The 24,642-nt window shown below is 70.9% G+C and carries 31 protein-coding genes; 19 read left to right on the top strand and 12 right to left on the bottom strand.

All coding sequences use genetic code 11. From position 1 onward, the window contains the following. The 3 genes from BLQ91_RS26860 to BLQ91_RS26850 are packed head-to-tail and all read left to right on the top strand — an operon-like array spanning position 1 to position 1,931. Positions 1-519 carry a sugar O-acetyltransferase gene (locus tag BLQ91_RS26860; RefSeq protein ID WP_425412547.1) on the top strand — a complete coding sequence of 173 codons (519 nt, stop codon included), beginning with the start codon at positions 1-3 and terminating at the stop codon, positions 517-519. Next, on the top strand, positions 509-1,126 hold the full coding sequence (locus tag BLQ91_RS26855; RefSeq protein ID WP_090101016.1) for a DUF2238 domain-containing protein: 618 nt from the start codon (positions 509-511) through the stop codon (positions 1,124-1,126). The genes BLQ91_RS26860 and BLQ91_RS26855 overlap by 11 nt, the downstream gene beginning before the upstream one ends. Beyond that, complete coding sequence (locus tag BLQ91_RS26850) at positions 1,116-1,931, top strand: DUF3626 domain-containing protein (RefSeq protein ID WP_090101014.1); 816 nt, start codon at positions 1,116-1,118, stop codon at positions 1,929-1,931. The genes BLQ91_RS26855 and BLQ91_RS26850 overlap by 11 nt, the downstream gene beginning before the upstream one ends. Here the strand turns inward: BLQ91_RS26850 and BLQ91_RS26845 are convergent. Together BLQ91_RS26845 and BLQ91_RS26840 are read right to left on the bottom strand one after the other, a co-directional pair. Then, the gene (locus BLQ91_RS26845) at positions 1,885-3,051 is read right to left on the bottom strand and encodes a glycosyl hydrolase family 28-related protein (RefSeq protein ID WP_143022827.1); all 1,167 of its coding nucleotides are present in this window, start codon (positions 3,049-3,051) and stop codon (positions 1,885-1,887) included. The genes BLQ91_RS26850 and BLQ91_RS26845 overlap by 47 nt on opposite strands. 5 nt (positions 3,052-3,056) lie before the next feature. Then, positions 3,057-4,073, bottom strand: a complete 1,017-nt coding sequence (locus BLQ91_RS26840) for a helix-turn-helix transcriptional regulator (RefSeq protein WP_090101010.1) — start codon at positions 4,071-4,073, stop codon at positions 3,057-3,059. Positions 4,074-4,121: 48 nt separating this feature from the next. On the opposite strand from BLQ91_RS26840, the gene BLQ91_RS26835 reads away from it, so the two are divergent. Further along, positions 4,122-4,598, top strand: a complete 477-nt coding sequence (locus BLQ91_RS26835) for a hypothetical protein (RefSeq protein ID WP_090101008.1) — start codon at positions 4,122-4,124, stop codon at positions 4,596-4,598. 65 nt (positions 4,599-4,663) lie between these two features. Beyond that, a complete protein-coding gene (locus BLQ91_RS26830) occupies positions 4,664-5,167 on the top strand; it encodes a DUF2087 domain-containing protein (RefSeq protein WP_090101005.1) in 504 nt (167 codons plus the stop codon). Here the strand turns inward: BLQ91_RS26830 and BLQ91_RS26825 are convergent. Then, a complete protein-coding gene (locus BLQ91_RS26825) occupies positions 5,149-5,880 on the bottom strand; it encodes an SDR family oxidoreductase (protein WP_090101003.1) in 732 nt (243 codons plus the stop codon). The two genes, BLQ91_RS26830 and BLQ91_RS26825, sit on opposite strands and share 19 nt — an antisense overlap. 484 nt (positions 5,881-6,364) lie before the next feature. Further along, the gene (locus BLQ91_RS26820) at positions 6,365-6,634 is read right to left on the bottom strand and encodes a hypothetical protein (protein WP_090101000.1); all 270 of its coding nucleotides are present in this window, start codon (positions 6,632-6,634) and stop codon (positions 6,365-6,367) included. Positions 6,635-6,748: 114 nt separating this feature from the next. Here BLQ91_RS26820 and BLQ91_RS26815 point away from each other — a divergent pair, with 114 nt between their 5' ends. The 10 genes from BLQ91_RS26815 to BLQ91_RS26770 all read left to right on the top strand — a co-directional run bounded on the left by BLQ91_RS26815 (position 6,749) and on the right by BLQ91_RS26770 (position 14,340). Further along, positions 6,749-7,327, top strand: a complete 579-nt coding sequence (locus tag BLQ91_RS26815) for an RNA polymerase sigma factor (protein ID WP_090100998.1) — start codon at positions 6,749-6,751, stop codon at positions 7,325-7,327. Beyond that, on the top strand, positions 7,324-8,580 hold the full coding sequence (locus tag BLQ91_RS26810) for a hypothetical protein (RefSeq protein WP_090100997.1): 1,257 nt from the start codon (positions 7,324-7,326) through the stop codon (positions 8,578-8,580). The genes BLQ91_RS26815 and BLQ91_RS26810 overlap by 4 nt, the downstream gene beginning before the upstream one ends. Before the next feature lie 37 nt (positions 8,581-8,617). Next, entirely contained in the window at positions 8,618-9,130 is a 513-nt protein-coding gene (locus BLQ91_RS26805; RefSeq protein WP_425412543.1) for a GNAT family N-acetyltransferase, read from the top strand. After that, complete coding sequence (locus tag BLQ91_RS26800) at positions 9,108-9,884, top strand: arylamine N-acetyltransferase family protein (protein WP_090100995.1); 777 nt, start codon at positions 9,108-9,110, stop codon at positions 9,882-9,884. Before BLQ91_RS26805 ends, BLQ91_RS26800 begins: the two co-directional genes overlap by 23 nt. Before the next feature lie 38 nt (positions 9,885-9,922). Further along, positions 9,923-10,432, top strand: a complete 510-nt coding sequence (locus tag BLQ91_RS26795) for a YflT domain-containing protein (RefSeq protein WP_090100993.1) — start codon at positions 9,923-9,925, stop codon at positions 10,430-10,432. Between the two features lie 70 nt (positions 10,433-10,502). Beyond that, entirely contained in the window at positions 10,503-11,135 is a 633-nt protein-coding gene (locus tag BLQ91_RS26790) for a hypothetical protein (RefSeq protein ID WP_090100991.1), read from the top strand. A gap of 47 nt (positions 11,136-11,182) precedes the next feature. Continuing rightward, positions 11,183-11,938, top strand: a complete 756-nt coding sequence (locus tag BLQ91_RS26785) for a TetR/AcrR family transcriptional regulator (protein WP_090100989.1) — start codon at positions 11,183-11,185, stop codon at positions 11,936-11,938. Further along, positions 11,935-12,771 (top strand): NAD(P)H-binding protein, encoded by an 837-nt coding sequence (locus BLQ91_RS26780; protein WP_090100987.1) that lies wholly within the window; start codon positions 11,935-11,937, stop codon positions 12,769-12,771. The genes BLQ91_RS26785 and BLQ91_RS26780 overlap by 4 nt, the downstream gene beginning before the upstream one ends. 80 nt (positions 12,772-12,851) lie before the next feature. Continuing rightward, positions 12,852-13,082 (top strand): YciI family protein, encoded by a 231-nt coding sequence (locus BLQ91_RS26775; protein WP_090100985.1) that lies wholly within the window; start codon positions 12,852-12,854, stop codon positions 13,080-13,082. A 7-nt stretch (positions 13,083-13,089) separates the two neighbouring features. After that, positions 13,090-14,340 carry an RNA polymerase sigma factor gene (locus BLQ91_RS26770; RefSeq protein WP_090100983.1) on the top strand — a complete coding sequence of 417 codons (1,251 nt, stop codon included), beginning with the start codon at positions 13,090-13,092 and terminating at the stop codon, positions 14,338-14,340. Here the strand turns inward: BLQ91_RS26770 and BLQ91_RS26765 are convergent. Beyond that, complete coding sequence (locus tag BLQ91_RS26765) at positions 14,337-14,927, bottom strand: LysE family translocator (RefSeq protein WP_090100981.1); 591 nt, start codon at positions 14,925-14,927, stop codon at positions 14,337-14,339. The two genes, BLQ91_RS26770 and BLQ91_RS26765, sit on opposite strands and share 4 nt — an antisense overlap. Before the next feature lie 108 nt (positions 14,928-15,035). On the opposite strand from BLQ91_RS26765, the gene BLQ91_RS26760 reads away from it, so the two are divergent. Next, complete coding sequence (locus BLQ91_RS26760; RefSeq protein WP_090100979.1) at positions 15,036-15,473, top strand: VOC family protein; 438 nt, start codon at positions 15,036-15,038, stop codon at positions 15,471-15,473. Here BLQ91_RS26760 and BLQ91_RS26755 read toward each other — a convergent pair. Then, positions 15,466-16,236, bottom strand: coding sequence for a helix-turn-helix domain-containing protein (locus BLQ91_RS26755; protein ID WP_090100976.1), 771 nt, complete (start codon positions 16,234-16,236; stop codon positions 15,466-15,468). The genes BLQ91_RS26760 and BLQ91_RS26755 overlap by 8 nt on opposite strands. 66 nt (positions 16,237-16,302) lie before the next feature. On the opposite strand from BLQ91_RS26755, the gene BLQ91_RS26750 reads away from it, so the two are divergent. The 3 genes from BLQ91_RS26750 to BLQ91_RS26740 all read left to right on the top strand — a co-directional run bounded on the left by BLQ91_RS26750 (position 16,303) and on the right by BLQ91_RS26740 (position 20,806). Then, positions 16,303-16,857: a TIGR03086 family metal-binding protein gene (locus BLQ91_RS26750; protein ID WP_090100974.1), complete on the top strand. Its 555-nt coding sequence runs from the start codon at positions 16,303-16,305 to the stop codon at positions 16,855-16,857. An 8-nt stretch (positions 16,858-16,865) separates the two neighbouring features. Beyond that, complete coding sequence (locus tag BLQ91_RS26745) at positions 16,866-17,558, top strand: aspartate/glutamate racemase family protein (RefSeq protein WP_090100973.1); 693 nt, start codon at positions 16,866-16,868, stop codon at positions 17,556-17,558. Between the two features lie 95 nt (positions 17,559-17,653). Next, complete coding sequence (locus tag BLQ91_RS26740) at positions 17,654-20,806, top strand: S8 family serine peptidase (protein ID WP_176959968.1); 3,153 nt, start codon at positions 17,654-17,656, stop codon at positions 20,804-20,806. 32 nt (positions 20,807-20,838) lie between these two features. On the opposite strand, the gene BLQ91_RS26735 is transcribed toward BLQ91_RS26740, so the two are convergent. The 6 genes from BLQ91_RS26735 to BLQ91_RS26710 are packed head-to-tail and all read right to left on the bottom strand — an operon-like array spanning position 20,839 to position 24,579. Then, positions 20,839-21,219 (bottom strand): DUF4333 domain-containing protein, encoded by a 381-nt coding sequence (locus tag BLQ91_RS26735; protein ID WP_090100970.1) that lies wholly within the window; start codon positions 21,217-21,219, stop codon positions 20,839-20,841. 47 nt (positions 21,220-21,266) lie between these two features. Continuing rightward, positions 21,267-21,677: a YciI family protein gene (locus BLQ91_RS26730; protein WP_090101171.1), complete on the bottom strand. Its 411-nt coding sequence runs from the start codon at positions 21,675-21,677 to the stop codon at positions 21,267-21,269. Between the two features lie 5 nt (positions 21,678-21,682). Then, positions 21,683-22,081 (bottom strand): VOC family protein, encoded by a 399-nt coding sequence (locus BLQ91_RS26725; protein ID WP_090100968.1) that lies wholly within the window; start codon positions 22,079-22,081, stop codon positions 21,683-21,685. 50 nt (positions 22,082-22,131) lie between these two features. Next, positions 22,132-22,698, bottom strand: coding sequence for a TIGR03086 family metal-binding protein (locus tag BLQ91_RS26720; RefSeq protein ID WP_245733824.1), 567 nt, complete (start codon positions 22,696-22,698; stop codon positions 22,132-22,134). A gap of 5 nt (positions 22,699-22,703) precedes the next feature. Continuing rightward, a complete protein-coding gene (locus BLQ91_RS26715; RefSeq protein WP_090100964.1) occupies positions 22,704-23,405 on the bottom strand; it encodes an RraA family protein in 702 nt (233 codons plus the stop codon). Between the two features lie 10 nt (positions 23,406-23,415). Next, positions 23,416-24,579 carry an MFS transporter gene (locus BLQ91_RS26710; RefSeq protein WP_090100962.1) on the bottom strand — a complete coding sequence of 388 codons (1,164 nt, stop codon included), beginning with the start codon at positions 24,577-24,579 and terminating at the stop codon, positions 23,416-23,418. Between the last annotated feature and the right edge of the window lie 63 nt (positions 24,580-24,642).

Raw genomic sequence — 24,642 nt, 5'->3', positions numbered from 1 at the left:
ATGATGACCGGGCAGCTCTACCGCGACTCCGACCCCGAACTGGTCGCCGAACGCCGGCGCTGCCAAGCCCTCGTGGACGAGTTCAACGCCACCCGCGAGGGCGCGGTCATCGCGGAGCTCTTCGGCTCACTCGGCGAGGGCTCGTGGGTCATGCCCCGGTTCCAGTGCGACTACGGCTACCAGATCCACATGGGCTCCAACAGCTTCCTCAACTACGACGCCATCCTCATGGACTGCGCCACGATCACCATCGGCGACGACGTCTCCATCGGCCCCCGCGCCCAGCTGCTCACCGCCCTGCACCCGATCGAGGACCACGAGGCACGCCGCCGGCGCTTCGAGACCGCCGCCCCGATCACCATCGGCGACAACGTCTGGCTCGGCGGCGGCGTGATCGTCTGCGCGGGCGTCACGATCGGCGACAACTCGGTGATCGGTGCCGGTAGCGTCGTCACGCGCGACATCCCGCCGCGCGTGCTCGCGGTCGGCAACCCCTGCAAGGTGATCCGTGAACTGTGACAAGCGCACCGTCGAGCCGTGGGTCCTGCTCGGCCTGACGGCGGTCGCCCTGGTCGTGTCCGGCATCGGCCCGTACGACCGCACGACCTGGTACCTCGAGGTGGCGCCGGTCGTGATCGGCGCGGCCCTGCTGATCGCCACCGGCCGGCGGTTCCCGCTCACACCGCTGCTGTACCGGCTGCTGTTCCTGCACGCGCTGGTCCTCGTCCTCGGCGGGCACTACACCTACGCCCGCGTGCCGGCCGGGTTCTGGGCGCAGGACCTCCTCGACCTGGCACGCAACCACTACGACCGGTTCGCGCACTTCGTGCAGGGGTTCGTGCCGGCCGTGCTGGCGCGCGAGATCCTGCTGCGCACGTCGCCGCTGCGCCCCGGCAGGTGGCTGTTCTTCCTCGTGGTCTGCGTGTGCCTGGCGTTCAGCGCGACCTACGAGCTGGGGGAGTGGGCCGCCGCGGTGACCGGTGGCTCGGCCGCGGAGGACTTCCTCGGGACGCAGGGCGACGTGTGGGACACCCAGTGGGACATGTTCATGGCCCTGCTCGGCGCGATCACCGCGCAGCTGACCCTGGCGCGGGTGCACGACCGCGAGCTCGCCCGTGTCCGCTGAGCGGGCCATCGCGCACGTCGACGCCCGCTCCACCGGCGGTCCGCTGCCGCGCGACCTGCGCGTCACCCTGAACTTCCACCCCGGCCGTGGCGTGCTCGCCCGCATCGCCCGCGACGGCGTCTACCGCTCGCAGTTCGAGACCGGCACCGGCAACGGCGGCCTCACCGCGCACCCCGGCGGCGCCCGCCGGCAGTGGGAGAGCCGCCTGTTCGGCGGCGCCTACGACCACGCCGACCCCGCCGAACGCCCCAAGTACGGCGCCCTCGACCACCTCCGCCTGCCCCACGGCGGCGCACCGCGGTTCGGGTCGGCGCACCTGCGGCTCAAGCAGGACGTGCTCGACCGCACGACGTTCTGCCACCCCGACAGCGTCTTCGACCCCGTCGACTTCGGCACCGCCCGCCACTTCCGGCTGCACGAGCTCACCGGCCACGCAGCCGATCCGCTCGACGACTACGTCGAGGCCCACGTCCACGGCCCCGTCACGCTCGACGACGTCGAGGCCGTGGTGCTCGATCCCAGCTTCCCCGATCCGAGGTCCGCGGGGATCGAGCTGCCGTGCCCGGTCGAACGCCACCCCGGCTTCCGGCTGTCCACGCAGGACCTGCTGCGCCACCGCGACTACCGCACACCCGAGTCCGTCGAGTGGGGACTCGCGATCGCCCGCGACGGCGTCCTCGACCCGCTGCTGCTGGAGACCTGCGACGCGCCGCCACAGGTCGTGAAGCACCTGTGGCACCACTTGGCGCGGTTCGGGATCAGCTGTCCTGGATCTCGTGGATCTGCAGGTTCTGCGCACCCCTGAGCGTCAGCGGGATGCCGAGGTAGTCACGACCCGAGCGGGCCATCCAGATCCAGCCGCGGTAGGTGTTGCCGGGATCGTTGACGTGCACCTGGTGCCGCGTCCAGTTCAGCCGCGCGTCGAAGCCGTTGAACTCCTCCACGTCGAGCAGGTCGATGCGGAAGCGGTCGCCCTGCGTCGCCGCGATCGGACCGGCCTCCCAGTCGACCTGCGAGATCAGCACCGGGCAGCACTCCACGGTCACCAGGCCGAACCGCGAGGTGTGCAGCACCCTGCCCAGCGGCGCCAGCGCCACCTTGCAGCCGAAGACCAGCAGGCTGGAGCCGTCGGTGTGCTCGCTGAACAGCACCCCGGTGTGGAAGCCGCACACGTGCACGTCGCGCAGGTAGACCACCGCGTTGTTGCCGCCACCGGGCAGCACGACACCGGTCGACCACCGGTGCGTGGGCTCGACGACGGCGGGCAACGGGTCCGGCGTGCTGATCCGCACGCTCTGCAGGCGGGCCTGCGGCGCCCAGAACAGGTTCAGGCCGGACACCGTCGGGTTGGACGGCACCTGGATCGCGAGGTTCGTGACGGCCACGCTGACCCGGTTGAACCCGCCCCAGTCACCGCCCTTGGGCGAGGCGATCACCGCGGGTGGCTGCCCGGCGGCGTGACCGGACCAGGTCGTGGTGACGGTCGACTTCAGCAGGGTGCCGGCCGGCGCCTGCTCGCCGTCGTAGACGAACTGCAGGCCCGTCTGCACGCCCGCTCCGGCCAGCTCGACCGTGATCATCGGCCCGGACGTGCGCACCGGGAACACCAGCTGGCCCGCCGGACCGCCCGGCGTCGGCCTGACCGGCTGCGACGCGAGCCGGTAGGTCTGCGCGCCGAACTCCACGCGGGCGTAGCCGCCGCCCTCGGCGGCCAGCCGGTAGGCCTCGTCGACCGCGCGCTGCACGGCCGCGGTGTCGTCGGTCTGGCCGTCACCCCGCGCGCCGAAGTCACCGACCTTGACCACGTGCGCGGTACCGGCGGCGTGCGCGGGTGCGGCGGCCAGCGCCATCACCCCGACCCCACCCGCGGCGGCCGCACCGGCACGCAGGAACGAACGACGAGTTGAATTCGAGTAATCCCCCATAAACCTCAGCTTATGGACGACGCGGTCACCGGCGCGGGCAAGTGCGCCCCCGGTTGCGGCAGGTAGATCGCCGCCAGCCGCCGCACCGCCTCCGTCACCTGCTCGCGCAACTCGGCCGGCTCCAGCACCTCCACCTCACCGCCCATCCGCAGCAGCATCCCGGTCGCGTGCCCGATCGACTCGATCGGGATCCTCACCCGCACACCACCGCCGTCGTCCACAGCCGACTCCTCCGCCGCGCGCGCCACCAGCGGCAGCACGTGTGAGGAGAACGACTCCCAGCCCCGCGGCGACAGCCGCACGACCGCCTCGCCGGTGTACTGCCGCGCCTGGAACTCCTCCAGCGACGCCGCCCAGTGCGCCGCGAGGTCGAAGCCCTCCGGCCGCTCGAACGACTCCTGCAGCACCGTCACCGACTGGATCTGCGACACCCGGTACGTCGAGATCCGCGTCTCGCCCTGGGCGACCAGGTACCAGCGGCCCGCCTTGAGCACGAGGCCCAGCGGCCGCAGCACCCGCGTCACGTCCTCCGGTGCGCGCCAGCGCCGGTAGCCGACCTCCAGCAGGCGGCCGCGCCACACCGCGTCCGCCACGACCTCGAGGAACGGGGAACGCTCCGGGTCGTAGTACCAGGACGGGGCGTCGAGGTGGAACCGCTCCGCCCTGCGCGACGCGCGGTCGCGCATCGGCGAGGGCAGCGCCGCCATCAGCTTGAGCTGCGCCGCGGACACCGCCTCCCCGAGGCCGAGCTCCGCCGCCGGTCCCGGCAGCCCGGCCAGGAACAGCGACTCCGCCTCCTGCTCGGTCAGCCCGGTCAGCCGCGTGCGGTAGCCGTCGAGCAACTGGTAGCCGCCGGACGGGCCCGCGTCGCCGTACAGCGGCACCCCGGCGGCGTGCAGCGAGTCGACGTCGCGGTAGATCGTGCGGACCGACACCTCCAGCTCGTCGGCCAGCGCCTGGGCCGTCATCCGGCCCTTGGTCTGCAACAGCAGCAGCAACGACACCAACCGGCTCGCACGCACGCCGATACACTGCCACAAGTTGTCAGGGATAGCTCATATGTTCGACGCATGGCTTTCTACGAGAAGCAGCTGGCGGTCAGGCAACCGCTGGTCGTCGCGGGCAGGCACGTCAAGCGCTACGAGGTGGTCACCCCCGGGCTGGTGATCACCGACGAGATCCGCGAGGCCGCCTACGCGTTCCTGCCGACGATCTACCCGGACTTCGAGGACCCCACCCCGCCGGCCACGGTGACGGTGCTGCACCGCAGCGCCGCGGGCATGTACCTCAACGCCTACAACTGGGTCTGGGACAACGTCCTGCACTGCCGCACCGCCGTCTCCGGCGACCAGCCGTTCCTCGGCTCGACCGACCCCGACCTCACCCGCTTCAGCGTCATCCCCAAGGACCTCATCGGCTGCGTCTGGGAGCTCCCGCCGCTCGACCACGAGCGCCGCGCGTGGGTGCGGCACGTGCTGGAGCCCGGTGAACCCGACCTCGACGGCTACCTCGCCGACGTCATGGCCGAAGGGCTGGTGGGCCGATGAGCCCTGACTGGCAGGGCGCGCCCTCGCGCTGAAAACGAGTGGACGGCGGCGTTAGGTTCGCAGGCATGACCACTCCGGAAACCGTGGTGCGCGTGCTGGCCGAACCCGCGAGGCTGCGGGCGTTCGCCGCCGTCGTCCTGGGCGCGGCAACCCTGGCCGACATCGCCGCCGCGGCCGGGCTCGAGGTCAAGGACGCGGGCATCGCACTGCGGAAGCTCCGCGAGGCCGGGCTGGTCGAGGGGGAGCCGGTCCGCCCGGCCGACCTCAAGCCCCTCGCGGCGACGCTCACCGAGGCGATGCCCGCCGACGGGCTCGCACCGTTCGTGCGCGGCGACAAACTCGTATCGCTGCCGGTCGCGCACGAACGCCGCCGCAAGATCCTCGAGCACGTCGCCTCGCACGCCTTCACCGCGCGGACCTACTACGAGGAGACCGAGATCAACGAGCGGCTGCGGGCGTGGTGCGACGGGGGAGAGCTCGACCACGTCACCCTCCGCCGCTACCTCGTCGACCTCGGCCTGCTCGAACGCGGCGGCGGCCTCTACCAGGCTCAGCCCCTGCCGATGTAGGGCATGGCCGTGGCCATCACGGTCATGAACTGCACGTTCGCGTCCAGCGGCAACTGAGCCTGGTACAGCACGGCGTCGGCCACGTGCCGCACGTCGAACGTCGGTTCCGCCCTGGTCTCGAAGTCCGCCTGCAGCACGCCCTGACCCATCCGCTCGGTCATCTCCGTCGCGGCGTTGCCGATGTCGATCTGCCCGCACGCGATGTTGTGCGCACGGCCCTCCAGCGACAGCGACTTCGTCAACCCCGTGATCGCGTGCTTGGTCGCGTTGTACGCCACCGCGTGCGGCCGCGGCACCGACGCCGAGATCGAGCCGTTGTTGATGATCCGGCCACCACCGTGGGTCTTCATCACCTTGAACGCCTCACGGGCGCACAGGAAAGCGCCCGTGAGGTTCACACCGACGACCTTCTCCCACGCGCCGATGCTGAACTCCTCGACCGGTGTCGCGCGCACGTTCATCCCGGCGTTGTTGAACAACACGTCCACACGGCCCCACCGCGACACCACGGTCTCGAACAGAGCGACGACCGAGTCCTCACGCGACACGTCCGTGGGCACGACGAGCGCCGTACCGGGAAAACCCTCTCCGGTCTCGGTCAGCGCGTCCTCGCGCCGTCCCGCCAGCGCCACCCGGAACCCCGCCGCCAGGAGGGTTCGCGCCGCCGCGCGCCCGACCCCGGACCCCGCTCCCGTCACGACCGCGACCGCCATCGGTGATCTCCCCTCGATCCAGCGATTGCCCATAGCGTCCCATGTGGAGTACTTACCTGATGTGGAGCGCGAAGAGGACACCTGCCCGTTGTGCGCGGGGTGCGGAACGATGTCGTGGCAGCAACCCGTCCCCGGCCCGCAAGGGCTCGTGCTGCACGAGATGACACACCCGTGCCCACGCGGCTGCTCGGGCTGGTGGAAACTCCCGCACGCCGAACGCAGGGGCGTCGTCGCAGGCAATGTCGCACGTGCCAACGAGATCCCGGCGGCACCGTCCACCCAGGCTTGATCACCGAGCGTGAACGGTGGGGGTCACCCATTATTGCCGTGAGGGTCCCTTTTTGGCGGCTGCCCTCATTCCCGGTGAAGCGGACACTGTTCTTCCGTGAAGGAGTGCAGCCGTTGCCATGGGTCTGGGCTCAACGAGGACCGGTCCGCCTGCCGGGCCTGCGGAGGACTGGGCCAGGTCCCCGACCGCTAGGACCTATCTCTTCGTCATCAGAGTCGGGCCGAGGATCCTGCGGGCCAGCCGCCGGGTCAGCGACTTGGGCTTGTGCGCGGGCGCCGCCGCCGCGGGAGGCGCCACGACGACGGGTGCTCCCACAGCGGGTGCTCCCACAGCGGGCGCGGGCGGTGCGGGCGTCACCGGGGTGACACCGGGAATGGTCGCCGCGTCCGTTTCCTCGGTCGAGATCTTCGCGAACACCTGGGTCTCCGGCTCGGCACTGCCGGACTGCTGCTGCTCGATCGGCACACGACGATCTTGCCATCGATGTCGTCCGCGCCTCGAACGAGGGGCGGCTCCCCCGCAAGCGTGTGAGCGGTGTCACGCAGCACACTGGCCGGTGACGGTCCCAGGCGGAGTGTGATGACTGAGACGACCCGCTGCGCGGACGTCGGGCCGCCGGACGCGCACCTGTGGGAGCGGATCGCGCAAGGCGACCACGCCGCGTTCACCGAGCTGTTCGAACGCCACGCCGAAGCGGTCTGGAACTACGCCTACCGGCTGACGGCCTCGTGGTCGCAGGCCGAGGACCTGCTCTCCGCGACGTTCCTGACGGCCTGGCGCAAACGCGGCGAGGCCCGGCTGCTGCGCGACTCCGCCCTGCCGTGGCTCTACACCGTGACCGCGAACCGGGCCCGCACCGAGTGGCGCGCCTCGCGCAGGGCGTTGCGCCTGGTCACGCGACTGACCCCGCAGAACGAGCGCGACCACGCCGACGAGGTCGCCGCCCGCACCGACGCCCGGCGCCGCCTCGTCGCGGTGGTGGCCGCCATCGCGAAGCTGCCCGCGTCCGAACGCGAGATCGCCCAGCTGTGCCTGCTGGGCGACGTGTCCACCGCCGACGCCGCCGCCCTGCTCGGCATCGCCGAGTCGAGCGTCCGCGCCCGCGTCTCCCGCACCCGTGCCCGGCTGCGCGACCTGACCCCCGAGGACACCCCGTGATCGACCAGCTCCCCGAACACCGGCCCCTGCCCGACGACGTCCGCCTGCGCGCACGGCGGCGCCTGTCCGAGGGCATGGACCCGCCCGCGCGCAACGGCAGGGCGGTCCTGATCGCCGCCGGCGTCGCCATGCTCGCCGCGGGCGCCCTCGTGGCGAGCCAGACCCTGCTCGGCGGAACCGCCGAACCCGCCGCGCCGTCGATGCAGCACAACGGCGAGTTCCTCGGCAAGGACCGCGCGGTCGTCAACCACGTCGAACGCGGCAAGGTCGCCCCGGACGTCCTCGCGCGCTGCACCGGCGCCGCCCGGTCCCACCCCCCGGCCGCCGACTGGCAGATCATCGCCACCAGCCGCAGGAACGGCACGACGCTCACCGCGTTCCGGGTGCCCGCCGGCGTCTTCTTCTGCGCGAACACCGCCACCACGACGACCGTGTCGGCACCGGACCCGGCAGCCGTGGACGACGGCCCGCGCGAGGTGAAGATCCTGTTCACCACGCCGACCGGCGCGATGGCGGGCCTGGTGTCGCCCGACGTGAAGATCGTCAGCCTCTCGCGGATCTCCGACCCGGCCCGCAACACCGCGCTGCCCGCCGTCATCGATGGCGTGTTCCTCGAGCCCAACGGCTACACCCACGCCGAGACCGGAACGAAAGCACTGGTCAGCGGCACGGAGTTCGCCGTGCGGGGCGTGCCGGGACCGACGGATCCGGTCGTCGACCGGCCGCTGCCGCCCGCGGGCCGCGACACCGCGGAAGAGCGGGAGTTCGCCCGGTGCCTGCGCGACCGGCCCGTCCCCGACGCCGACCAGTTCGCGCACGCCCTCACCGTCCGCCTCGGCACCACCAGCACGATGCGCCTCGGGCGTTTCGGCGACCTGCTGCTCTTCTGCGGGCAGGAGGACCGGACGGCGGCCGCCACCGTGTACGAGGTCGAGGACCTCGACGAGGTCCGCGGCACCACCGTCGCCGCGTTCGCCGCGTTCTACGACTTCACGATGCGGAAGCCGGCCGGACCCGGCGAGGCGGGCGCGATGGCGAGCTCGACCTTCGCGGCCGTCGGCCTGGTCACCGACCCCCGGGCCGCGTCGATCACCTACACCCGTCCGGGCCTGGCCGACGTGCCCGCGTCGATCGGCGGCGGCACGTTCGTGCTGGCCGCGCCGCTGATGGACCGCCACCCGGACTCGCGCGTGGTCGTGCGGGACGCGAAGGGCGCCGTGCTCGAGACCATCAAACCCAAGCACGTGCCGTAGCCGAAAAGCGGTGGACGGGCGGGACAGGATTCGGGGCGTGGAGACCGAACGCCTGATCCTGCGTCCCGCCCGCGCGTCCGACGCCGGCGCACTGACGGCACTGCACGCCGACCCCGAAGTCATGCGGTTCCTCGACCCGGCGCCGGTCGGGAACCACCTCCGCCCCGGCTTCCACCTGGCCTTCGAGAAGGCCACCGGGGAGTTCGTCGGCTGGTTCGAGTTCCGCGGCACCACCGACGTCGTGGAACTCGGCTACCGGCTGCACCGCGCGTTCTGGGGCCTCGGCTACGCCACCGAAGGATCGTCGGCCCTGATCACGCGCGGTTTCACCGCCGGCGGCGTGCGGCGCGTCGTCGCCACCACGATGTTCGTCAACGCCGGTTCGCGGCGCGTGCTGCAGAAGTGCGGACTGCGCCACGTCCGCACCTTCCACGTCGAGTTCCCCGATCCGTTGCCCGGCTCGGAATACGGAGAGGTCGAGTACGCGCTGACGAGAGAGGAGTGGCAACTGACGCAGGGGGAACGCCATGTGGCAGACGGAATTGCTTGATTTAGACGCGTACTTCGCGCGCACGGGAGCATCGGCATCCAGTTCGTTGACGGAGTTGCACGAAGCGCATGTGCGCGCCATTCCGTTCGAGAACATCGACGTGATGCTCGGCATCGTGCCGTCACTCGACCTCGCCGACATCCAGGACAAGTTGGTCGGGCGCCGCCGCGGCGGTTACTGCTACGAACACCAATTGTTGTTCACCGCCGTGCTGGAACGTCTCGGCTACACCGTCGCACGGCGCATGAGCCGCGTGATGACAGGACCGCGCACGCACATGATGTCGATCGTGGACGACCACCTCGTCGACGTCGGGTTCGGCGCCGGGATGTTGCACCCGATGCCGCTGGCCGACGGCGCGGTCGTCGACCAGGCCGGCTGGCCTCATCGGCTGCGCCGCGAGGACCGCCGGTGGGTGCTGGAGAAGCAGGTCGCGGGCCGATGGGAGTTGCAGCACGCGTTCGAGGACGACGTCGAGCAACACCCCGCCGACTACACGGCCGCCAACTACTACGTCGCCACGCACGAGCGTTCGCCGTTCAGCCGTCAGCTCGTCGTGATGCGTCTGGAACCGGGCCTGAGCCGCCGATTGGTCGGCCGGCAGCTCACCGTCGAGCACGCGGGGGAGGAACCTGAGATTTCTCAGGTGGAAGACCTCGGGAAAACACTGGAATCGCTGGACATCACGCTGACCGACAGGGAGCTGAGTCACATCGGCTCGACTCCGGGAACAGAATCGGCGTCGCGTTCGTAGTATCGGGTGTAGGGGATCGCATTTCGGAGGTGTTGGAAATGACCACCGCGACTCCGTTCGCCACCGGAGCCAATTCCACCGGCGTCAACGCACTGCCCACCCCGCCCACGGGCTGGCCCATCGGCTCGTACGCGACGTACGAAGAGGCGCAGCGCGCGGTCGACCACCTGGCGGACAACGACTTCCCGGTCGCGGACGTCACCATCGTCGGCGTCGAGCCGATGATCGTCGAACGCGTCACCGGACGCCTGACCTGGGGCCGCGTCCTCGGCGCGGGTGCCGCGTCAGGTGCCTGGTTCGGTCTGTTCGTCGGTCTGCTGCTGGGCCTGTTCTCGACCGGCGGCGCCCTCGCCCCGATCGTCACGGGTTTGCTCGTCGGTACGGTCTTCGGTCTGGCCAGCGCCGCCACCCGGTACGCGGCGACGCGCGGCAAGCGCGACTTCGCCTCGACCACCCAGCTCGTGGCCGGTCGTTACGACGTCCTGAGCCACCCGCGCAGCGCCGAGCGCGGCAGGGAGATGCTCACCGCGCTGGCCTGGCGCTCCTAGTTCCCGGCTCCCACCACAGAGAAACGCCGTCCCGGCTGACCGGGGCGGCGTTTCCGCTTTACTGACGATCATGTCGACGCTGGGGGCACTGCTCTTCGGGATGCTGCCGATCGCACTGTGGGCCTGGTTGTCCCGCTCGCCGCGGACCGGTGTGGCCGTCGGCGCGGTCCTGGTGGCGCTGCTGGCGTGGTTCGTGGTGCCGCGGGCGCTGTGGGCGTCCGGGCCGTGGGTGCCGTCGGAGGCCGAGTCGTACTGGCTGTACGCGGTCTTCGCGGCGATCGTCTGCGTGATCGGCGTGCTCGTGCAGCGGCAGTGGCCGAGGGGGTTGCTCCGGCTGGTGGCGGTGGCCGGGCTGGGCGTGGTGATCGCGTTCGTCGTCGAGTTCGGCGACTACGAGGCCAAGCCCGGTGACGAGGGCGTGCTGCCGGCGCCGGCCGGGGTGCGGGTGGTGGAAGGTCAGGGGCATTGCGGCTCCGGCTCCTGCGCGCGGGAGGTGACCGCGACCGGCGACCGTGCCGCCGAGGCCCTGCGCGAGCACCTCGCGTCCCGCGGGTTCTCGGCCAGGCCGCCGCTGAACGGCGGTGAGCGGAGGTGCCGGGCGGTGGGACTTCTGGTCGTCCGCGAGGTGTGTGCTGAGCTGAGGAGCACCGGCCCCGACCTGGTCGAAGTCACCTGGTACGTCAACCGGGCCCCATTTCCGTAGGTCGTACGGTAATGTTTCCGTATGGCCTACGGAAATGAGGTGGACGGATGGCCGCCGAACGCAGCGGTGGGGGAGACCCGGCCAGGACGCTCGCACTGCTCTGGCGCACGCCGCCGGAGCCGAAACCGGTCGGCAGGAGACCCAAGGTGAGCGTCGATCAGATCGTCACCGCGGCGATCGCGGTGGCCGACCGCGAGGGGCTCGGCGCGATGTCGATGGCCCGCGTCGCGCAGGAGCTGACCGTCGGCACGATGTCGCTCTACACGCACGTGCCCGGCAAGGCCGAGCTGATCGACCTGATGGCCGACGCGGTGCTGCAGGAGCGGGAGCTGGACGCCGGGGGCACGTGGCGGGAGCGGGTCAAGCACTACGCCGACCGCACTCGTGCGGTCTACCAGGCGCACCCGTGGATGCGGGACGTGTCGATGGTGCGGCCTCCGCTCGGGCCCGGACTGATGGACGGGCAGGAGTTCCTACTCGCCGCGCTGGCGGACACGGGGCTGGAGCCCCGGCAGGTGACCGTGGCGCACGTCGCTGTCGAGGGGTTCGTGCACGGCGCGGCGGCGGCGGAGGTCGACGACCAGCAGCTCGCGGCGACGACCGGGGAGTCCGGCGACTCGTGGTGGGGCGCCCGGCAGGTGTTCTGGGACGACTACTTCGACGTCGAGCGCTACCCGACCATGACGGCGCTGTGGAACGCCGACGCCTACGACATCGAGGGCTCGCTCGCCGACCACGTGCGCGGCTCGTTCGACTACGGGCTCGACAAGCTGCTCGACGGCATCGAAGGGGGTCTGCGATGACGACGCTGGTGACCGGGGCGACGGGCAACGTCGGGCGGCTGGTGGTGGCCGGGCTCGCCGGGCCGGTGCGGGCGATCACCCGCGACCCGGCCAAGGCGCGGTTCCCGGCCGGCGTGGAGGTCGTGCGGGCGGACCTCGACGACCCGGACAGCCTGCCGTTCGACGGTGTCGAGAAGCTGTACCTGTTCGTGCACCCGCCGACGGCCCAGGAGGTCGTCGACCGCGCGGTGCGAGCGGGCGTGCGGCGCATCGTCACGCTGTCCTCGGGCGCGGTGACGCACGGGTACGACAAGGCCCACCACCTGCCGGTCGAACAGGCCGTGGAGGCGTCCGGTGTCGAGTGGACCCACGTGCGGCCCGGCGAGTTCGCGGTCAACAAGATCGACCTGTGGGGTCCGTCGATCCGCGAGGACGGCACGATCGTGCACCCGAACCCCGACGAGCTCGGCCAGCCGATCCACGAGGCCGACATCGCCGACGTGGCGCTGCAGGCGTTGCGGGAGGACGGCCACGCCGGGCAGGCCTACACGCTGACCGGACCGCCGCCGATCACGCAACGGCAGATGGCCGCGGCGATCGGCGAGGTGCTCGGCCGGACGCTGACGTTCCGCGACGTCACCGTGGAGGAGGCCCTCGCGTACTACGTCAGCGTCGGCTGGCCCGAGGAGATCGCGCGGTACGTCCTCGGGCTCGGCGGCTACGAGGGCGGGGACGCCGAGGACTTCTCCGACTACGAGTTCGTCGTGACCGAGGACTACGAACGGCTGATGGGACGGCCTTACCGGACGTTCGCGCACTGGGCTCGCGACCACAGGGCCGACTTCACGGCCTGACGGCATGCGTCACCGATCATGCTGTCGATTCCGGCGCCTCCTCGTTCGACATCCCGGTGAGGGGCGAACGAGGAGGTCCGGTGCGGTTCATGGTGTTCGTCAGGAGCCCGATCCCGTTGGCGGCGCTGCACGGCGAGGCCCTCGTCCGCGCGGGCGTCCTGCTCGACGCGGGTGACCTGGTGCCGGACGCCTGCGGGGTGTCCGGGTACTGGCTGATCGACGTCCGCGACGCCGCCGAGGCGGTCGAGCGGGTCAAGCGCATCCACCTCCCGGCGTGCGTCGTGGAAATACGTCAGGTGGCTGTGGTCTGATTCCTCCATGGGGGCTACCACCTCGGTGCACCGCACCATCGACGCGGTCTGGCGGATGGAGTCGGCGAAGGTCATCGCCGCGCTGGCCCGGTACACGCGCGATGTCGGCCTGGCCGAGGAGATGGCGCAGGACGCACTGGTCGCGGCGCTGGAGCAGTGGCCGGCCGAGGGTGTGCCGCGCAACCCCGGAGCGTGGCTCACGACCACGGCCAAGCGCCGGGCGATCGACCAGATCCGGCGTCGCGAGAACCTCCACCGCAAGGTCGAGGAGATCGGCCGGGAGGTCAAGGAGGCCACGCCGGACGCCGGCGAGGGCGTCGACGACGAGATCGGCGACGACCTGCTGAGCCTCATCTTCACCGCCTGTCACCCGGTGCTCGGCACCGAGGCCAGGGTGGCGCTGACGCTGAAGATGCTCGGCGGCCTCAAGACCGAGGAGATCGCCCGCGCGTTCCTGGTCAGCGAGTCGACCGTGGCGCAACGGATCGTGCGCGCCAAGAAAGCCCTCGCCGAGGCGGGGGTGCCGTTCGAGGTGCCGGAGGGTCCCGAGCTGGCGACCCGGCTCGCGAGCGTCCTCGAGGTCCTCTACCTGATCTTCAACGAGGGCTACTCCGCCACCGGGGGCGACCACTGGATGCGGCCCGAGCTGTGCGCCGAGGCGCTGCGGCTCGGCCGCGTGCTGGCCGAGCTCGCGCCGAAGGAGGCCGAGGTCCACGGCCTGGTCGCATTGATGGAGATCCAGGCCTCGCGCTCCCGCGCCCGCACCGGCCCCGGCGGGGAACCCGTGCTGCTGCTGGAGCAGGACCGCGGCAAGTGGGACTGGCTGCTCATCGGCCGCGGCCTGAAGGCGCTGGAACGCGCCGAAGCCCTCCATCAGCCGCCCGGCCCGTACTATGTGCAGGCCGCCCTCGCCGCCTGCCACGGCCGTGCGCGCCGCGCCGAGGACACCGACTGGCAGCGCATCGCCGCGCTCTACCAGGTGCTCGGGCGGATCTCGCCGTCCCCGATCGTCGAGCTCAACCGCGCGGTGGCGCTGTCGATGGCCTTCGGGCCCGCCGCCGGGCTCGCGCTGGTCGACGAGATCGCCGGCGAGAAGGCGTTGCAGGGCTACCACCTGCTGCCCAGCGTGCGCGGCGACTTCCTCGTCAAGCTCGGCCGCACGAAGGAGGCGAAGGCCGAGTTCGAGAAGGCCGCCGCGCTCACCCGCAACGAACGGGAGAAGGTCCTTCTGCTCGACCGCGCCGCCGCCTGCGGCTAGGTGAGAGCGAGCTTGAGACCCAGCGCCGCGAACGACGCTGCGAAGAACCGCCGCAGCCACACCACCACGCGCGGCCGGGCCAGCACCCGGTCGCGCATCGCCGCGGCGAACACGCCGTAGACCGCGAACACCACGAACGTCAGTGCCATGAACACCCCGCTCAGCGCGAGCATCGGGCCGGACCCGGTCGCGAACTGCGGCAGGAACGCCACGAAGAAGATCGTCAGCTTCGGGTTGAGCAGGTTGACCAACACCGCCGACACGACGACCTCGCGCGCGGACACCGGGGCGGCCGAGGTGTCGACGACCAGGTCGGCCCTGTCCCTCCACGTCGCCCATGCGAGATGGACGAGGTAGGCGACACCGAGGTACTTCACGACCTCGAACGCCAGTGCGCTCGCGTGCAGCAGCGCCGCCAGGCCCGTGATGGTGGCCAGCACGTGCGGCACGATCCCCAGCGTGCAGCCGAACGCGGCGATCACGCTCGCCTTGCGGCCGTGCGCGAGACCGGCCGAGAGCGTGTAGAGCACGCCGGTGCCGGGTGTGGCGACGGCAAGCAACGTCGTGAGCAGGAAGGCGAGAGTCATGCCGACGACTCTGCCGCCGAAGCGGTCCAGTCAGGAGAGCCAAAACCCGCCCGTGAAACTGGTCCACTTCCGATGTCGAGAACGCGGCGGCGGCTCCGTCCCCCGGGCATGAGCATCAAGAGCATGCACCACGTGGGCATCACGGTCACCGACCTCGCGACCGCCGTCGCGTTCTTCGAGGCGCTCGGCATGGAGCTCGAGGGCAAGGCGCACGCGGAGGGCGAGTTCGTCGACGGCGTCATCGGGCTCGACGGCTCGGTCAGCGAGATCGCCATGCTGAAGACGCCGGACGAGCGGTACCGCATCGAGTTCAGCCAGTTCCAGACCCCGCGGAGCGTCGACGGCGGCTCCCACGCACCGATCAACGCCCTGGGCCTGCGGCACGTCGCGTTCGTCGTCGACGACCTCGACGCCACCCTCACCCGCATCAAGCCGCACGGCGCCGAGGTCGTCCGGAACGTCGAGACCTACCAGGAAATGCTGAAGACCTGCTACGTCCGTGGCCCCGAGGGCATCCTCATCGAACTGTGCGAGTACTTCAGGTGAGAGCGCGCGCGTACGCCGTAGGCGAGACACCCACGGTCTGCGTGAAGTCACGTACGAGGTGGGCCTGGTCGCTGTAGCCGAGATCAGCGGCCAGCCGGGCCCACTCGACCTCCGACTCGGCGCGTTCCAACGCCTCGTGGATGCGATACCGCAGGATGACCCACTTCGGGCTCACACCGACGTAGTCGGCGAACAGCCGTTGCAGCGTCCGCACCGCCACCCCGCACGTCCGCGCGAAGTCGGCGACCTTCCGGATCTCCCGGTCGGCCCGGATGCGGTGGACCAGCTCCATCGCCAGCGTCGCCTGCGGGTCGGGCGTCGGCCCGAGCCCCAGCAGGAACCCGTCGAGCGCGGCCACCCGCTCGTCCTCGTCGGCGACGTCCAGCACCGGCCCGGACGGGACGTCGAGCCGCACGTGCCGGCCGGTCCACTCCGACACCGGCTCCGGGCGGAACGGCCGGAACCCGCCGGGCCGGAACTGCACGCCCGCCACCCGCACCCGTCCGTCCAGCACACGGCTGAACAACCCCAGCCCGACGCCCGCGATCTCCGGCTGTGCGTACCCGTGTTCGAACACGATGTTCACGGACGGATGCGGCACGACGTGTGTGGTGTAGGGCGTGTCGAGTTCACCGTCGACGAGCCAGTAGTGCTCCAGGTACGGCTGCAGCTCGGCGCACGGCAGACGCCGGCGGAACCGGACACGGGCGAACAGCTCGCGCGCGTCCACGATCCCCCGAGTGTCGCGGCGCGGCCCCTGCACAGCGCCGATCCTAGGTTGGCGCGTTTTTTCAAGAACGCCCGCACACGCCGAAATAGCGTCTACGGCATGAAGCTCAGCGTTCTGCTCGATCGCGCGCGCGACCACGCGTTGCCCATCATCGCGAACATCACCGACGAAGACCTGTCCAAGCCCACCCCGTGCGCCGACTACGACGTCCGCGCCCTGCTCGACCACCTGCTGCACGTCGTCGTCGAGTTCCAGAAGCTCGCCGAGAAGCAGGACGCCGACTTCAGCCACACCCCGGCCTACCCGGACTGGCGCGAGCGCTACCCGGCCGAGTCCGCGAAGCTCGTGCGGGCGTGGGGTGAGCCCGGCGCGACCGAGGGCATCGCCGGGAACATGAACCTGCCCGCGCAGACCGTCGGCGGCCTGGCGCTGCTCGACCTCACCATCCACGCCTCCGACCTCGCCCAGGCCACCGGGCAGCGCTTCGAGCCCGACCCCGAGGTGCTCGCCGCGGTCTCCGACCTGGTCGGTCAGATGGGGCCGATGGCCGTCGAGTGGAAGGTCTTCAAGGAACCCGCCGAGACGCCCGCGGACGCGTCACCGTTCGTGCGGCTGCTGGCCACCACCGGCCGCGACCCGCGCTGGAGTGCTTGACTGACGCCATGCTGACGATCGGGATGCTGGGCGGGATGAGCTGGGAGAGCAGCGCGGAGTACTACCGGCTGGCGAACGTGCTCGTGCGCGAACGGCTCGGCGGGCTGCACTCGGCGAAGGTCGTGCTGCACTCCGTCGACTTCGCCGGGATCGAGCGCATGCAGGTCGAGGGCCGGTGGGACGACGCGGGCAAGGCGCTCGCGCAGGCCGCCGCGCAGGTGCGGGCCGGCGGGGCCGACCTCCTGCTGATCTGCACCAACACCATGCACAAGGTCTACGACCAGGTCAGCGCCGCCGTCGACATCCCGGTCGTCCACCTCGGCGACACGACCGCCGACGCGATCAAGGCCGCAGGACTTACCACCGTCGGGCTGCTCGGCACCGGGTTCACGATGGACCAGCCGTTCTACCGCGAACGGCTGGAGTCGCACGGTCTGAAGGTGCTACTCCCGTCGCCCGAGGACCGAGCGACCGTGCACCGGATCATCTACGACGAGCTGTGCGTCGGCATCATCCGCGAGGAGTCCCGCCGCGCCTATCAAGACGTGATCGCCCGATTCGAAGGCGCGGAGGGCGTCATCCTCGGCTGCACGGAGATCGAACTGCTGATCTCGCAGGCAGACGTGCCGTTGCCGGTGTTCCCGACCACCCGCCTGCACGTCGAGGCCGCCGTCGAACGGGCCGTCCAGACAGTTCTGTGAACACCTGACGGTCCGCACGCTGCAACTCCACCACTGTGCGAAGTGTCCTAATCACCGAGGGCTATTCCTCCTTCGGTGAACTAGGGGAGTTCGCTTTGAAACGATCACATCTGGCCGCAGGACTGGCGGCTGCCGTCGTGGCCGCTACGGCAGCCGTCCCGGCTTCGGCGGCACCACCGCCGCAAGAGGTGCGTGCCGACGGCCTGACCACCAAGGTCACGCTCATCACCGGTGACGAGGTCACCGTCGACAACGGCAAGGTGCGGGCCAGAGCCGCCCGCGGCCGGGAGGACGTCGGGTTCCGCACGTTCAAGGACCCGCGGGGCGACCTGCACGTCGTCCCGCTCGACGCCCAGGCCCGGCTGAACTCCGGCGAACTGGACGAGCGGCTGTTCGACGTCTCGCTGCTCGCCCGCTCCGGCTACGACGACGCGTCGAGCCGGACCATTCCGCTGATCGTGCAGGGGCAGGGGATCAGCGCGGCGGGCGCCGAGGCGTTGCCCAGCATCGACGCCCGCGCGTTCGCGGTCGGCAAGGACGGCGGGTTCTGGGCCGGTGCGCGGACGGCGGGCACCGGCAGGATCTGGCTGGACGGCAAGGTCACCGCGTCACTGGACCGCAGCGCCGCGCAGGTCGGCGCGCCCCTGGCGTGGGAGAAGGGCTTCACCGGCAAGGACGTCACCGTCGCCGTCCTCGACACCGGCGTCGACGAGACCCACCCGGACCTCGCCGGTGCGGTCGTGGAGTCGAAGAACTTCAGCGACAGCGACACCACCGACGACCGCCTCGGCCACGGCACGCACGTCGCCGCGACCGTCGGCGGCGACGGGAGGTACCGGGGCGTCGCGCCCGACTCGAAGATCGTCAACGGCAAGGTGCTCGGCGACCACGGCGGCGGCTACGAAAGCGACATCATCGCCGGCATGGAGTGGGCCGCCACCTTGGCCAGGGTCGTCAACATGAGCCTCGGCAGCTCGTGGCCCGACGAGGGCACCGACCCGATGTCGCTCGCGCTCAACCGCATCACCGCGCAGACGGGCGCGCTGTTCGTCGTCGCCGCGGGCAACTCCGGCGGCCCGATCGGATCGCCCGCCGCCGCCGACGCCGCCCTCACCGTCGGCGCCGTCGACCGCGAGGACAAGCTCGCCGAGTTCTCCTCGCGTGGCCCGCGCTGGGTCGACAACGCCGTCAAGCCCGACATCACCGCGCCGGGCGTCGACATCGTGGCCGCCAAGGCCAGGAACGGCCGCATCGGCACGCCCGTCGGCGACGCGCACGTCGCGCTGTCCGGCACCTCGATGGCCACCCCGCACGTGGCGGGCGCGGCCGCGGTCCTGGCCGCGAAGAACCCGTCGTGGAAGGCCGAGGACCTCAAGGCGGCGCTGATGAACAGCGCCCGGCCCAACCCGTCGCTCACGGTCTACGACCAGGGCGCGGGCCGGCTCGACATCGGCCGTGGCGTGTCCGCGGCGGTCTCCACCGACCACGGCGGATTCTCGCTCGGCACCGCGCAGTGGCCGCACGACGACGACAAGCCCATCACCCAGAAGGTGACCTACCGCAACACCGGCTCCACCGACGTGACGCTCGACCTGCGCGTCGCCGACGTGAAACCCGCGGCCGAGGGCCTGTTCAGCGTCTCGCCCGCGAAGCTCACGATCCCCGCAGGCAGCACCGCCGACGCCACGATCACCGCGGACACGCGTGCCAACGTGCCCGACGGCGTGTACGGCGCGGCGATCGTCTCCTCCGACGGAGTGCGCGTGACCATCGGTGTGAACAAGGAGGTCGAGAGCTACGACGTCAAGGTCCGGTTCGTCGACGCCACCGGCCAGCCGACCACGAACTACACCTACCGCTTCGTGGACGTGAACCAGCCCAAGGCCTACTTCCGGTCGCTGCCGGCGGACACGCTCGTGCAGCGCCTGCCCAAAGGCACGTTCTTCCTCGACGGCTCCATCTACACCCCGGACGCCGACCCGGCGAAGCGCGGCTCGACGACCGTGCTGGCCGAACCGGCGCTGCAGGTCAACGGTCCCGTGGACCTCGTCCTCGACGCACGGCAGGGCGTCCAGCCGGCGATCACGGTGGAGAAACAAGCCGCTCCGGCGTCCTCGGAGCTGGTCTTCGACATGCAGGCCAACTGGGGTGCCACCGGCGGTTCGTACTTCCTCAACAACTTCGAGGGCATGCTGGTCCGCCCGTCCACGACGTCGTGGCCGAAGTTCCGGTTCCACGCCCAGAGCGTCCTGGCCCGGCCCGACGGCAACGGCGGCTTCGCGGGCAGCCCGTACCAGTACCACGTGCGGATCGCCGAGACCACCCGCGTGCCCGCGAACCTGCAGCGTTCGGTGAAGGACCGCGAACTGGCCAAGGTCGACTCGGTCACGCACGCCCGCATACCGGGTTCGATCGGCCAGCGCGACAACGGCGCCTCGGGTCCGCTGCCGTTGCGGCTCGAGGAGTACTACACGCCCGGCGTCGCCTGGGACGGCTCGCTGGTGGAGTTCGCGAAGCTCGGCGAGTACCCGTCCTACGGCAGCCAGTACTCCGGCGTCGGCCGCGTGTTCCGGCTCGGCCGCACCGTCACCGAGCACTGGAACAGCGCCGTCTACGGCCCGAGCCTGCCGCACGACGCCCGCTACGTCCGCCACGCCGGCCGCCACGGCGACCTGCTGCGCCTGGACGTGGCCCTGCACGGCGCCGAGAACATGATCGGCTACGCCCGGGAAACGGCCGCCCGCACCACCGTGACGCTCGACGGCGAGGTCATCTCCGACCAGCCCTACTCCGGCTACGCCAACCTGCCGGGCCTGCCGGCGGAGAAGAAGCGCTACCAGGTGCACACCGAGTCGGCCCGCGACTCGCAGTCGTCGCGGATCACCACCGACTGGACGTTCACCTCGCAGCACGTCACCGGCGAGGACTACCAGCCGGTGCCGCTGCTGGCCGTCCGGTTCGCCCCGAAGCTCGACGAGCACAACCGCGCCGGCCGCGTCGTCACCGTGCCGATCACGGTGGAGCGCAACGGGACGGGCAAGGTCACCGACATCAAGACGCCAGCGGTGCGGGTGTCCTACGACGAAGGTGCCTCGTGGAAGCCGGTGCCGCTGCGCAAGACCCGGGGCGGCTGGGAGGTCACGCTGATCCACCCGCACGGGGCCGAGAACGTGTCGTTCCAGGCCCAGGCAGCGGACGCCGGGGGTGAGGTGCGGCAGACGATCATCCGCGCCTACGACCTGAGGTGACGGCTTGAGGGGCCGGGTGCACACCCGACCCCTCACCGCTCACTCGGTTGACCGACTTCGTACTCGCCTTCGGAGGACTTCACGACGACCTTGACGAACTTCTGCTTGCCGTCGACTCGCACGGTGCAGAAGAACGAGTTGTCCGGAGCGACTTCCTGACCTTCCGGGCAGGTGACCGGGCCGACGCCCGAGATCTTGTACTCCTCAGTGAGGATCCGGACGATGCCGCGCTCGACCGCGGCGGGCACGAACACCTTCCGACCTTCGAGAGCAGGTTGAGGCACGGTCACCGTGGACACCACGGTGACCGTGACCGGTGCGAAGCCGGCCGTTCCCGTGACAGTCGCGGAACAAGCCGTCGTCCCGACACCGAACAGCAGGCTGAGGCCGAACATCACGTGACGGGAACGCATGCCGACAGATCGAAGCTGACGTCGGTTCCGTTACCCGCCCCTCACCGCTACTTCTGGTACGGCGCCAGCGTCTGGGCGTCCACGTCCGGCGCTCCCATGACCGGGTGCACCTCGATCGGCTGGTTCAGCACCTTCCCGCCCGGCCCGGGACAGGCGGAGCACTTCTGCGCGATCTCCAGCACCCGCTCGCGGCTGGCGACGTCCACGACCCAGTACCCGGCGATGACCTCCTTGGACTCCGCGAACGGCCCGTCCACCACGACGGGTCCGGAGTCACCGCCGCGCACCACGAACGCCCGCGCCGGACCGCTCAGCCCTTCGGACTGCAGCAGCTCGCCGGACGCGCGCAGCTCGGCGTCCAGGTCGCGCATGTAGGCGATCATGCGGTGCATGTCCTCGTCGGACCAGGCGGCGAGGCCCTCCCAGTCCTCCTGGTTGCCGCCGTAGCTGACCAGCATGTACTTCACTTCCGCTCCCCACCGGCCGCGCGGGCCTTGATCTCCTGCACGGCCCAGCTGTTGCCGTCCGGGTCGTCGAAGAAGACGAACGACCCTCCGTCCATGTCGTTCATGCGCACGATCTCGCCCGCCTCGACGCCGCGTTCGAGCAGCTGCGCGCGGGCCTTCTCCAGGTCGGAGACGACGAGTTGCACGCCTTTGAGCGAGCCGGGTTCGCCCTTCGCGATGCCGCGGCCCATCACGATCGAGCAGGCCGATCCGGGCGGCGTGAGCTGGACGACGCGGGTGTCCTCGCCGAACGCCGTGTCGTGGTCGACGGTGAAACCGAGCTGCTCGGCGTAGAAGTGCTTCGCCCGGTCCACGTCGGACACCGGCACGACGACGACTTCCAGGGTCCAGTCCATGTTTCTGAGCTCCTCTGGATCGGTGGCCTTGCGAACAGCCGTCGAAGTGCTCAGGACTTTTTCGACACGGGGTCCCGGCCCACATACCCGAGCAGCCTGTCCTGCAGGGAAGCGTCGGCAGGCACCGGGACCTCGGCGCCGTAGACCTCGATGCCGGGACCGAACGCGCCGGGGGTGCGGAAGCGTTCCATCAGCTCGGGCGGCACGGAGGTCGCCGTCGCCCAGAGGCGCTGCACGTCGGCGGGCGGGATGGTCTCGTCCTGGCCGGTGGCGCGGGCGAGGTCCCAGCCGTGCAGGACCAGGTCGTCGCTCACGACCTGGTCGATGTGCTCTTCGAGCGTCATCGGGCCGACGGGCGTGGAGACCTCCGAAGATGCGCGGTCCGAGGTCAGGGCGGCGTAGACCTGCCGCCGGGCCTCGCGGAAGTCGTCCAGCACGCTGCCGGTGCGCGGGATGGCGACACCGAGCATCACGCCGTGCATGTCGATGACGTGGTCGACGACCCCGCGCGCGGTCCACTTCGCGCACGGCGACGGGTTGTCCCACTGGTCGTCCCGCACCCGTGCGACCTTGGCCTCGAAGGCGTCGGCACGGGCCGTGTACCTGTCCGCGATCATGTGGCTCATTCCTCGACCGCGCCGCCGATCTTGCGCAGGTGCTCGCGGAACGTGAGCCCGCTCGCCAGGTAGTCGGCGAACCTCAGCTGGCTGCGCAGGGACTCACCCTGCCGCACGCGCTCGGCCTGCGCTCGTTCGACGTCACGGATGCCGCGCGCTTTCTCGATCAGCGCGGCGGCGTCCGCGGCGGGCACGAACAGCACGCCGTCGTCGTCGCCGAACACCACGTCGTCGGACGTGACGGTCCACTGGTCGACCTCGGCCGTCGAGAGGGCCTCGGGGGCGCGGTCGCGCAGGCTCAGCGGGCCGGTCGGGTTGGCGCCGAGGCTGAACACCGGCAGGCCGATCGCGCGGATGTCCTGGGTGTCGCGGTGCAGGCCCCAGATGACGACGCCCGCGAGGCCCGCCTGCTGTGCTTCGAGCACGATCAGGTCGCCCACGCAGGCCTCGTCGGTGCGGCCGTCGTTGTCGACGACGAGCACGTCGCCGGGCCGAGCGCGCTCGACGGCCTCGAGGAAGACGTCGACGCTGCCCGCGTGCCGGGCGGGCAGGACGCGGCCGGAGGTCCTGGTGCCGGGGATGACCGGTTTCAGGCTGACCGTGCGGACCGGGATGTTCGCCCGGATGCAGGCATCGGCCAGGTGCGCGGTGGTCAGGTCCAGCGCGGTGAGGTCCAGCGCGGTGAGGTCCGTCTCGGAGAGATCCATGCGGGCATTGTCACGCCGAGACCTTCTCCTCGGAGGGTTCGGCGCGCAAAACGCCCGCGGACAGCGCGGCGACCAGGCACAGCGCGACCGGGAGCAGGAACGCGATGTTGAGCGGCACGACGTGGGTCAGCCAGCCGATCACCGCCGGTCCGGCCAGCACGCCGAGGTAGCCGAGCCCGGCGACGCGGGAGACGTTGGCCGCCGCGGCGCCCGGTTCGTAGTGGCCCGCCGCGCTGAACAGCTGCGGCACGGTGCCCGACAGGCCGATGCCCGCGATCGCCCAGCCCACCAGCGCGAGCCAGATCCAAGGCGAGAGCGCGGCGGTCGCGATGCCGGCGGCGCCGATCACCGAACCCCAGCGCAGCACCGCCGTCGGGCCGATCTTCGCGGTGACGCGGTCCGCGAGCAGGCGGCCGACCGTCATGGTCGTGGCGAACGCGCCGTAGGCGAGTGCCGCGATCTGCGGCGAGGCGTCGAGGACGTCCTGCAGGTGCAGCACGCTCCAGTCGTTCGCGGCGCCCTCGCTGAGCATCACCAGCAGGGCCAGCACCGCCATGACCCAGATCTTGCGCGGCACCTTGCGCTTGCCGGTCTGCTCGGCGGCGGCGTGCTGCTCCTCCTTCTCGTCGAGCAGGAACCTCGCGGTCACCACGCTGACGACGACACCGAGCACCGCGGCGGCGCCGAGGGTGGCGCCGGGGGAGAGCTCCCAGCTCAGCGTGCGTGCGCCGGTCAGCGCCGCGGCCACACCGCCCAGGGACCAGGTGGCGTGGAAGGCCGACATGACCGGACGCCGGTAGTGCCGTTCCACGACGACGGCGTGCGCGTTCATGGTGACGTCGATCAGGCCGTTGCCGAAGCCGAAGATGAGCAGTGCCGCACCGAGGGTCCACTGGTTGACGGCGACGCCGGGCAGGAACGCCGTCACGCTGCACACGACACCGGCGATCGGCACCATCAGCTTCACGCCGATGCGGTCGGTCACCTTGCCGCCCGCGCGCATGCCGAGGAACGCGCCCAGTCCGAGCAGCAGCAACAGCCGGCCGAGCTCGGCGTGGGTGATGCCGGTGCGGTCCTCGACCGTCGGGATGTGCACGAGCCAGAGCCCGAGCAGGAACCCGTTGAGGGCGAAGTAGGTGAAGGTGGCGGCCCGCGCGGCCCTGAGAGCGTTCACACGCCCACGCTAACGAACGCGTCGAATGTTCGAAAGGTTGAGTTTCGAACGTCACTGTTGTTC

It is taken from the genome of Lentzea jiangxiensis (assembly GCF_900104175.1).
GTDB classification, from domain to species: domain Bacteria; phylum Actinomycetota; class Actinomycetes; order Mycobacteriales; family Pseudonocardiaceae; genus Lentzea; species Lentzea jiangxiensis.
The sequence above is the reverse complement of the archived record's forward strand: the minus strand, read 5'-3'. Positions and strand labels throughout refer to the sequence as shown.